The sequence below is a fragment of the Thalassolituus sp. UBA2590 genome, assembly GCF_002339775.1.
Classification (GTDB): domain Bacteria; phylum Pseudomonadota; class Gammaproteobacteria; order Pseudomonadales; family Oceanobacteraceae; genus Thalassolituus.
Genome location: NZ_DDKU01000053.1, coordinates 1 through 7,462, shown reverse-complemented (window position 1 = coordinate 7,462; position 7,462 = coordinate 1). Strand labels below are relative to the sequence as shown.

11 protein-coding genes are annotated in these 7,462 nt (G+C 53.0%); all 11 read right to left on the bottom strand.

The genetic code is table 11. The features are described from left to right. The coding region (locus B2067_RS04950; RefSeq protein WP_414716527.1) for a magnesium transporter MgtE N-terminal domain-containing protein at window positions 1-427 on the bottom strand (427 nt) is incomplete at its 3' end. A 129-nt stretch (window positions 428-556) separates the two neighbouring features. After that, window positions 557-826: an HPr family phosphocarrier protein gene (locus B2067_RS04945; protein WP_076516411.1), complete on the bottom strand. Its 270-nt coding sequence runs from the start codon at window positions 824-826 to the stop codon at window positions 557-559. A gap of 12 nt (window positions 827-838) precedes the next feature. Further along, complete coding sequence (rapZ, locus tag B2067_RS04940; RefSeq protein WP_301378326.1) at window positions 839-1,714, bottom strand: RNase adapter RapZ; 876 nt, start codon at window positions 1,712-1,714, stop codon at window positions 839-841. 17 nt (window positions 1,715-1,731) lie between these two features. Further along, the gene (ptsN, locus tag B2067_RS04935; RefSeq protein ID WP_076516416.1) at window positions 1,732-2,190 is read right to left on the bottom strand and encodes a PTS IIA-like nitrogen regulatory protein PtsN; all 459 of its coding nucleotides are present in this window, start codon (window positions 2,188-2,190) and stop codon (window positions 1,732-1,734) included. A 3-nt stretch (window positions 2,191-2,193) separates the two neighbouring features. After that, window positions 2,194-2,496, bottom strand: coding sequence for a ribosome hibernation-promoting factor, HPF/YfiA family (hpf, locus tag B2067_RS04930; protein ID WP_068437158.1), 303 nt, complete (start codon window positions 2,494-2,496; stop codon window positions 2,194-2,196). Between the two features lie 64 nt (window positions 2,497-2,560). After that, complete coding sequence (locus B2067_RS04925; protein WP_301378329.1) at window positions 2,561-4,120, bottom strand: RNA polymerase factor sigma-54; 1,560 nt, start codon at window positions 4,118-4,120, stop codon at window positions 2,561-2,563. A 144-nt stretch (window positions 4,121-4,264) separates the two neighbouring features. Further along, on the bottom strand, window positions 4,265-4,990 hold the full coding sequence (gene lptB / locus B2067_RS04920; protein WP_068437160.1) for an LPS export ABC transporter ATP-binding protein: 726 nt from the start codon (window positions 4,988-4,990) through the stop codon (window positions 4,265-4,267). Next, window positions 4,987-5,565 (bottom strand): lipopolysaccharide transport periplasmic protein LptA, encoded by a 579-nt coding sequence (lptA, locus tag B2067_RS04915; RefSeq protein ID WP_068437162.1) that lies wholly within the window; start codon window positions 5,563-5,565, stop codon window positions 4,987-4,989. The genes lptB and lptA overlap by 4 nt, the downstream gene beginning before the upstream one ends. After that, window positions 5,549-6,100, bottom strand: coding sequence for an LPS export ABC transporter periplasmic protein LptC (gene lptC / locus B2067_RS04910; RefSeq protein WP_068437165.1), 552 nt, complete (start codon window positions 6,098-6,100; stop codon window positions 5,549-5,551). Before lptC ends, lptA begins: the two co-directional genes overlap by 17 nt. After that, window positions 6,100-7,077: a KpsF/GutQ family sugar-phosphate isomerase gene (locus B2067_RS04905; protein ID WP_068437167.1), complete on the bottom strand. Its 978-nt coding sequence runs from the start codon at window positions 7,075-7,077 to the stop codon at window positions 6,100-6,102. Before B2067_RS04905 ends, lptC begins: the two co-directional genes overlap by 1 nt. Further along, window positions 7,074-7,462: sodium:calcium antiporter (locus B2067_RS04900; RefSeq protein WP_414716526.1), on the bottom strand; the 389-nt coding region annotated here is incomplete at its 5' end. The genes B2067_RS04900 and B2067_RS04905, both read right to left, overlap by 4 nt.

Sequence of the window (7,462 nt, the reverse complement as noted above, 5' to 3'; positions counted from 1 at the left end):
TCATCAGACCACCGGCGCTGTCCTCCGGGTAGCCCAGTACCTGTTCAAGACGGGTACGGTCCTGCTGGTCCATCGCGTCGAGTACTTCCTGGGTAACGCGTTCAGGAAGTTGCTGCAGGATGTCGGCGACGTCATCGGCGTCGAGGTCTGAAGTGATGTCGACCAGTTCTTCGGCACTCAGGTCCGACAGGAAGTGCGCTTGCAGGTCTTCGCTTAAGTACTGGAGTACTTCACCTTCGAGTTCTTTGTCGACCAGATCCCAGAGCACTTTACGTGCTTTCGGCGGGGACGACTCGATCAGGTGAGCAATATCGGCAGGCGCGAGACCAGAATTCAGGATGCGCTCTACTTTATTCAGGGCACCACTTTCCAGGGCAGCATTAAGGCTGTGGAGTTTTGCTTTTGCCTTTTCTGTGTGCTGAGCCATGGCCGGAATCCGGAGTAAATCGGGTTAACTGATTCTAGCCTGATTGCTCGGTTGATACCACGAAAGTACTCGTAGTTTTGGGCCTAATCAGCTGTTTTCGCGGGGATTATCGTCAGATTTTCCTGAGGGCTATTCTTCTTCATCGAAGCGGCGATCAATGAGATCGGTAATGGCATCGACGGCAGCTTCTTCGTCACTGCCTTCCGCTGTCAGGATCAGCTCAGTGCCTTTGCTTGCGGCCAACATCATGACCGACATAATGCTCTTGCAGTCGACCATACGCCCGTCCTTGCCAATTTTCAGCTGGCTGGAGAAGGCTGACGCGGTAGATACCAGTTTGGCCGCAGCACGGGCATGCAGGCCGAGTTTATTTATTATTAGAACGCTTTTCTGGATCATACGGTGTCCGGGTTATGGAGTGGGCAGATTCGCCGCTCGCGCTAGTTCACGGTGACGTACCTGCACGTTCGGGTATTTCATACGGTATTCGGTGGCTAGCTGCTCCGCCAGGTAGACGGATCTGTGCTGACCACCGGTGCAGCCAATTGCGATGGTCATGTAGCTCCGATTTGCTTCGATCAGACGATCCGTCCAGCGAGTCAGAAAATCGCTGATTGATTTCCGCATTTCTCCAACAACATCATAGCTGTTCAGGAATAACTGTACTTCACTGTCGAGGCCTGTGAGTTTTCGCAGGTCTTCGCTCCAGTAGGGGTTCGGCAGGTGCCGTACATCGAAAACGTAGTCGGCGTCTGTCGGGATACCGTGTTTAAAGCCGAACGACTCAAACAGGATCGACATCTCACCGTTCGGACGATCTGCAACCCGCAGGCGAATCATGCTGCGCAACTCGTGAACAGACATGTGGGTGGTGTCTAAGGTCAGGTCCGCCATATTGGCGAGTGGATCAAGGAGGTCTTTCTCCTGGTCGATGGCTTCTGCCAGTGACAGTTCTGTGGTCGTGAGAGGGTGCTTTCGGCGTGTCGCGCTGAATCGTTGCAGCAGAACCTTTTCAGACGCATCAAGATAAACCACGTCGAGCTGATAGTGATCATTAGGCAGATCGAACAGTAGTTGTTCGACAGGCTCTTCTGTCGCCGACAGGTTACGCGCGTCAATACTGACCGCTACCCGGGTGAGCTTGTCGTTAGCATCTGCCTGACTGGCCAATGCGGGTAGCAGCCCGATCGGCAGGTTATCGATGCAATAGAAGCCCAGATCTTCGAGAACGTGCAGAGCGCTCGATTTGCCCGATCCTGATCTTCCGCTGATAACTACCAGGCGCATATTCGACTCCGTGATGACTACCGCTCTGCGATCGCTCGCTGGAAAAGATGTTTGGCGTCTGGCGCGTTGCGTAGAGCTTCGCGATATTCCGCCTGATTAAAGTTACTGGCGAGTGTCGCCAATATCTGAAGGTGTTCGTCGGTCGCTTCCTCGGGGACTAACAAAGCAAATACGAGGTCGACCGGATTACCATCAATAGAATCATAGTCTATCGGGGTATTTAATCTTAGTAGAATGCCCAACGCTTTCTGACACTGCAGCAGTCGGCAGTGTGGGATGGCGATGCCTTCTCCTATCCCTGTGCTCCCCATGCGCTCGCGTGCTAACAGGCGTTCGTATATATCGTCTGCGGAGGCGTCGCCGATTTCTTCAGCAACCAGAGATGAAAGTTGTTCTAACAGTTTTTTCTTACTGGAAACGGTCACGTCAATGACGGACCGCTCCGGTGTGAGGATATCCTCAATACTCAAAGACATGCTTCAGCCTTGACCGTGTTGGCGCGCTACCAGCTTCTCTTTGTGTTTCAGAACCTGACGGTCCAGCTTATCCACCATCTGATCGATAGCGGTATACATATCTTCGTTTTCTGCTTTGGCGTGCAGGTCGTGACCTGTGATGTGAATTGTCGCTTCAGCCGTCTGTCGATCTTTAACGACAGTCAGTGTGACTTGCCCTGTGGTGATGCTGTCACTGTGGCGTGTCAGTTTAGCCATTTTATCTTCAACGTGTGCCTGCATAGCTTCTGTTACTTCTACATGATGACCACTGATATTGATTTGCATGCCAAGTCTCCTGTGTCGCTGGCGGTATGTGAATCAAAGTCTGTTGACTCTCAACTAACAGACTCTAAATCAGCTGCTTACGTTCATTTGATGGTGGTATCAGCATAGCCTCGCGGTATTTCGCTACCGTGCGCCGTGCCACTTTGATGCCTTTCTCACCCAGCATCGTTGCTATCTTGTTGTCACTGAGTGGCTTCCGCGTGTTTTCGTCCGCGATCAGTTTTTTGATCATCGCCCGGATGGCCGTCGATGAACACTCCCCGCCGCTGTCGGTGCTGACGTGGCTGGAGAAAAAATACTTGAGCTCAAAAATGCCGCGCGGCGTATGCATGTATTTCTGAGTCGTCACCCGCGAGATCGTTGACTCATGCATACCAACCGCTTCGGCGATGTCATGAAGCACCAGCGGTTTCATCCCTTCATCACCTTCTTCAAAGAAGTCTATCTGGAATTCAACGATTTTGGTTGCGACTTTGAGCAGAGTGTCATTGCGACTTTGCAGGCTTTTGATAAACCAGCGCGCTTCCTGCAGGTGATCTTTGAGGAAGGTATTGTCGGCACTGCTGTCTGAGCGGCGGATCAGCGATGCATAATCGGCATTCACACGCAGCTTGGGTGCAATTTCTGGATTCAGCTCAACACGCCACTCATCACGAATCTGGCGGACGATGACGTCTGGAATGACGTATTCAGATTCTTCTGAAGCGATACCGGCACCCGGCTTAGGGTTCAGCTCTTTAATCAGTCGCATGACGGATTTCAGATCGTCTTCCTTTAATTTGGTACGGCGCATCAGCGACTGATAATCACGGCTACCAAGCAGGTCAATATGATCACGAATGATCAGCTGAGCTTCGGTTAACCACGGGGTACCTTGTGGAAGCTGATGCAGCTGAAGAAGCAGACATTCGCGCAGGTCGCGGCAGAAAACACCGGCCGGATCAAATTGTTGCAGGCGATGAAGAACAGCCATCACTTCTTCTTCTTCGATCTCGAGTGATGGGTCCATCGCTTCAATGACGTCTTCAACTGTCGTGTGAAGGTAGCCATCATCGTCTACACCATCAATCAGCATGGTCGCAACTTCGCGGTCAGCATCTGACATTGGGGTCAGGTTTAGCTGCCAGAGCAGGTGATCCTGCAGATTGTCGCTGGTGGCGTAGCGGGAATCGTAGTCAAAGTCTTCGTCTACCGGCCCGGAGCTTGATGCGACTCCGGCGCTGACCTGATAGGTATCTTCCCACTGGCTATCTACAGGCAGGTCATCGGGCAGTTTCTCGCTCGACCATTGCTCATCGAGAGATTCCTGGCCGCTCTGATCGTCGTAGGAATTGTCATCGTAGGAATTGTCGTAATCCTGATTGTCAGAGCTGCTCTCACGGTCTTCGCGGCTGTCTCTGTCGTTGTTATCGGAATCAGAACTGCGGGAATCGTTGTCGGACTCGTTTCCTGAGTCGCTGTTGTCATCAAACTCTTCGCTTTCCAGCATTGGGTTGGAATCCAGCGCTTCCTGAATTTCCTGCTGAAGGTCCAGCGTTGAAAGCTGGAGGAGGCGGATGGCCTGTTGCAGCTGAGGCGTCATTGTCAGCTGCTGGCCCATCTTAATCTGAAGGGATGTCTTCATATAACTCGGTAATTACGACCTGAAAATCTAACCATCTTTTTGTTTGATGCACCTAGCATTATAGGCAAAGTCCTTGTGTATGGAACCTATTTTGCTTACCAGAGTAAATAGATAACCTTACAGTACGTGACATTGGTCAGAGTTTCAAAGACGGAAATCGTCACCAAGGTAGACTTCCCGTACCTGTTCATTCGCCAGTACGTCTTCAGCCGTGCCTTCGGCGATGATGTGGCCGCCACCGACGATGAAAGCCTTTTCGCAAATCGCGAGGGTCTCGCGCACGTTATGGTCGGTGATCAGTACGCCGATGCCCCGCGCTTTGAGCTGACGGATGATATCCATGATGTCCGATACTGAGATCGGATCTACACCGGCGAAGGGTTCGTCGAGCAGAATGAAGGAGGGCTCTGCTGCCAGCGCTCTGGCAATCTCGACACGTCGACGCTCACCGCCGGATAACGCCATGCCTGCGCTGTCGCGGATGTGTTGAATATGAAATTCGTTGAGTAGCTGCTCGAGCTGTTCGGTGCGCTGCTGGCGATTGAGATCTTTACGGGTCTCAAGAATTGCCATGATGTTATCGGCAACACTGAGCTTGCGGAAAATCGACGCTTCCTGCGGCAGGTAGCCGATGCCTTTGCGGGCGCGGCCGTGCATTGGCAGGTGGCTGATGTCTTCGTCGTCGATCATGATGCGACCACGATCAGCCTGCACCAGGTTGACGATCATGTAGAAACAGGTCGTTTTGCCGGCGCCATTAGGGCCCAGCAAACCAACGATCTGACCGCTTTCAACGCGTATAGACACGTCTTTAACGACTTCGCGGCCGCCGTAACTTTTGGCCAGATGTTCTGCCTTCAGTGTTTTCATTCTGTCGCTGCTTCCGGAGATTCTGTCGTGTCAGACTCTGAGTCAGATTCGGACTCAGGTTTTGGCGGCTGGATAACGACTTTGATCCGGCCGGAGTCTTCATCTGTGCTGTCGGTCGACGACTCAGCGGTGGTGCCATCAGCACGCACGGTCTCTGTTGCCATGTCGTAGGTGATGCGTTCGCCGCTGAAAATATTGCCTTCCTGTTCCAGCTCAGCATCGCCGGTGATAATGATGCGGCGCTCGCTGGTGTAGTAATCGATGCGGTTGCCGAGGGCTGTGGTGAGCGGTTTACCGACTTCAATCTGCTGCTGATAACGGGCGCGGTCGCCTTCTGCGACGGCTTTTTCGAGGGTGTCGCCGTTGCGCAGAATCATCAGGCGGTCGGCTTCTATTTTCAGCGTGCCTTGGGTAAGAATGACGTTGCCTTCATACACAACTGTACCTGCGCGGCGGTCGATTTCTGCAGAATCTGAGAGGATCGTCATTTCTTTCTGCCAGTCATCCGGCAATGCGACTGTGTAGCTTGCGATCACTGACAGCGACATCACGGCCAGTTTATTGAACAGGTTCATAAGTCGTACGGACTCCTGTTTTCAGTTCGAGGCGCTGACGTGTGGCGTCAAACATCATTCCGGTGCCAGTCATGCGGCTGTTTTCACCCGTCATGGTAACCAGCTCATCAGTCTCTGCGATCTTGTCATCAATATGATAGGTCAGCCTTGAGGTTTCAAGGCGCATCGGGTCACTGCTGTCGAGCGGCCTGATTAATATGTTGCCTGATAATTTCAGTGCCTGTTCGTTGCCGCGCATAACACCTTCGTCAGCGGTCAGTACCCAGTCGTCTTTTGAACTGACCAGAAGACGTGGCTCACTGAATACGGTGAGGTCGCCCTCGGGAAAGTGCTCTGATTTTGCGGCGTAAAAAGTATCGGCCAGTGAGCCGTCTTTTTCGTAGCGGCGACTGAACAGTACTTCGCCATAATAATCCGGCTCGCGAACGACCTGTTCGGTCGTTTGCCCGGTAATATCGCGGGTGTAGCGATCTACTGCCAGAAAGGCAACGCCGAAAAATGCGGTGACTAATAGCAGTAGATAGCGCTTACGCATCAGATGACGCCTGCTCGCAGAAGGTCGTGCATGTTAATAACACCGACGGTGCGGCCTTCGTCCTGCACGACGAGCGCGTTGATCTTGCCGTCTTCCATGATTTTCAGGGCTTCTGCTGCGAGCATGCCCGGTGAGGTCGTTTTACATTCAACCGTCATCACATCTTTGATGGTGGCATTACGGATATCGACACCATGGTCGATGGCACGACGAAGGTCACCATCGGTGAAGATACCGGCGAGCTTGCCGTCCGGGCCTGCGACTGTAGTCATGCCCAGCCCTTTCGAGGTGGCGATCAGCAGCGCTTCAGGCAGTGAGGTTTCCGGAGAGACAACCGGAATCTGCTCGCCACTGTGCATGATGTCTTCTACTTTCAATAGCAGACGACGACCGAGGCTACCGCCCGGGTGCGAAAATGCGAAGTCTTCGGCGGTGAAGCCTTTTGCTTCCAGCAGCGCGATCGCCAGCGCATCACCCATCACGAGTGCACACGTTGTCGAGGACGTCGGCGCCAGATCAAGAGGGCAGGCTTCCTGATCGACACCTGCATAAAGGTGGCTGTCTGCCGCTTTCGCGAGTGTGGATTCTTTATTTCCTGTCATGCTGATCAGCTGCGTACCCTGACGCTTCAGCAGTGGCAGCAGGCTGGTCACTTCGCTGGTTTCACCAGAGTTGGATAATGCAATGACAACGTCGGCAGCGGTGATCATACCCATGTCACCATGGCTGGCTTCGCCCGGGTGAACGAAAAAAGCAGGTGTGCCGGTACTGGCCAGTGTCGCCGCCATCTTGTTGCCAACGTGACCAGACTTGCCCATGCCGGTTACTACAACTCGACCACGGCACTGAATAATCAACTGGCAGGCGCGGGTGAAATTCTCATCCAGATGGTTGCTCAGTAGGCCAACCGCTTCCTGTTCGAGTTTTACCGTGCGGCGTGCGGAGTCAATAAAGTTAAAAGTCGTTGATTCAGTCATGCTTGATTTGCCAGAAATAAGGTGAACATGTAGCCGAGGTAGCCGGCAGTAAGAATGATGCCTGGGATACGTCCCAGCGTCCCTCTGCGATAACAGATAATAAAGAACAGCAGCAGGGCAAAGGTAACGCCAGCCATCACTATGTAGTCACGGTAAAGTGCCATTGGTTCAACGGCGGTGACCGCCAGTATCCCCGGGATCGGCATCACCGCGAGCAGGTTGAAAATATTTGAGCCAATGACATTACCGATAGCAATGTCATGGTGGCCTTTTAAAGCACTGGCGACGGACGCTGCAAGCTCGGGCAGGCTGGTGCCGATCGCAACGATAGTCAGACCAATCACAAGGTCAGACACACCAAAGGCCGTTGCGATACCGGTCGCAC

Coding starts and splice junctions, on each gene's coding strand:
- ptsN (WP_076516416.1), bottom strand. CDS start 2,190: ATGTCTTTGAGTATTGAGGATATCCTCACACCGGAGCGGTCCGTCATT.
- hpf (WP_068437158.1), bottom strand. CDS start 2,496: ATGCAAATCAATATCAGTGGTCATCATGTAGAAGTAACAGAAGCTATG.
- lptA (WP_068437162.1), bottom strand. CDS start 5,565: ATGAACCTGTTCAATAAACTGGCCGTGATGTCGCTGTCAGTGATCGCA.
- B2067_RS04945 (WP_076516411.1), bottom strand. CDS start 826: ATGATCCAGAAAAGCGTTCTAATAATAAATAAACTCGGCCTGCATGCC.
- B2067_RS04905 (WP_068437167.1), bottom strand. CDS start 7,077: ATGACTGAATCAACGACTTTTAACTTTATTGACTCCGCACGCCGCACG.
- B2067_RS04925 (WP_301378329.1), bottom strand. CDS start 4,120: ATGAAGACATCCCTTCAGATTAAGATGGGCCAGCAGCTGACAATGACG.
- rapZ (WP_301378326.1), bottom strand. CDS start 1,714: ATGCGCCTGGTAGTTATCAGCGGAAGATCAGGATCGGGCAAATCGAGC.
- lptB (WP_068437160.1), bottom strand. CDS start 4,990: ATGAAAACACTGAAGGCAGAACATCTGGCCAAAAGTTACGGCGGCCGC.
- lptC (WP_068437165.1), bottom strand. CDS start 6,100: ATGCGTAAGCGCTATCTACTGCTATTAGTCACCGCATTTTTCGGCGTT.